Origin of the sequence: Helicobacter bilis ATCC 51630 (genome assembly GCF_000686565.1) — a bacterium.
GTDB classification, from domain to species: domain Bacteria; phylum Campylobacterota; class Campylobacteria; order Campylobacterales; family Helicobacteraceae; genus Helicobacter_A; species Helicobacter_A bilis.
Map to the genome: position 1 here is coordinate 1 of NZ_JMKW01000119.1, position 1,455 is coordinate 1,455.

Genomic DNA, 1,455 nt, shown 5'->3' on the forward strand with positions numbered 1-1,455 from the left:
AACCTTATACCCTTCTATCTTATTTAGCTTATTATAAAACTTCATAATAACGGTTGCTATTAAAAATAATTTGTATATTAAAATTTGTTAAATCTTTATTATATTGTAATGTTAAGAAAAATTTGAGTTGCCACGGCGCTAATGTCTCATCATATTCAATGCTTACAATCTTTGCTCTATATTCGTACGTAGAAACTATATCATAAATTCTTTCTGACATTACGATGGCTAGATTTTTGATGTTTAAATCCAAATCATTATAAGATAATAATTCCTGTGTATCCTCTTTTGTGTTTATGAGGGTTTCAATGTACTCTCTGATTGCTTGAATGGGACTCTCAATATACTCAGAATCTACATATTCATCAAGCACATGAATAACCCTATCAACAAAAGACATAGTTATTCTTTATCAAGCTTTCCTACCAACGAGAGTTCAAAATTAGCCCCCATAAACTTAAAGTGCGGACGCACATTCAAATCTATTTTATACCATCCAGTTTCACCTTCTATATCGCTTACTGTAATTCTAGCCCCTCTAAAAGGTCTTCTGCTCCGCACTTCTGCTGGAGGATTTTCTTGATCTGAAACATATTGTCTAATCCATTCATTCAAGCCATTTTCAACATCGCTACGTTCTTTCCAGCTCCCAATTTCCTCTCTTTGTAAAACCTTGATATAGTGCGCAAGACGAGAAACCAAAAAAATATATGGCAATTGTGTTCCAAGCCTATAATTTGTTTCTGCTTCTTTGCCTTCAGGAGTATTTGGAAAAATTTTTGGTTTCAATACTGCATTCGCTGAGAAAAAGACTGCATTGTTACTATCCCTTCGCAATGTAAAAGCTATAAAACCAGATTCTGAAAGTTCATACTCACGTCTATCTGTAATTAACACTTCAGTTGGTATCTTAGATTCTAATGTACCGAAGTTTTCATAAAGATATACCGGCAAATCTGTGACGGTGCCACCAGCTCTAGGACCTATAATATTGCCACACCATCGATATTGTGCAAAACTATCAGTCAATCTTGTTGCAAAAGCATAAGCAGTATTGCCCCATAAGAGATGATTGTGTGAATTATGCACATTTTCTTTATAGTTAAAACTTTTTATGGGATTTTCTTGCGGATCATATGGAGAACGAGTTAAGAATCTTGTCACCATAAGTCCAGCATATTTAGAATCCTCGTTCTCTCTAAAAGTGCGCCACTTTGTATATTGTGGACCTTCTAATAAACTTTTTAGATCTTGTATTGTTGGAAGTTCTGCATAATTATCAAGCCCAAAAAAGCTTGCATCTACAGATGTTAAAAATGGAGAATGACTCATAGCAGCAATTGATGACATTTTGAATAAAAAATTCATATCGGGACTTGATGCATTTAGCGCATAATCACCGATTATTGCTCCTATGGGTTCTCCTCCAAATTGTCCATATTCGGCAGAATAAAT

Annotated in this window: 2 protein-coding genes; both read right to left on the minus strand. The window is 34.4% G+C overall.

The genetic code is table 11. From position 1 onward, the window contains the following. Positions 1-31: 31 nt before the first annotated feature. On the minus strand, positions 32-400 hold the full coding sequence (locus T368_RS0111495; protein WP_027338508.1) for a hypothetical protein: 369 nt from the start codon (positions 398-400) through the stop codon (positions 32-34). A gap of 2 nt (positions 401-402) precedes the next feature. Continuing rightward, a partial coding sequence (gene tssC, locus T368_RS0111500) for a type VI secretion system contractile sheath large subunit (protein WP_027338509.1) occupies positions 403-1,455 on the minus strand: 1,053 nt, incomplete at its 5' end.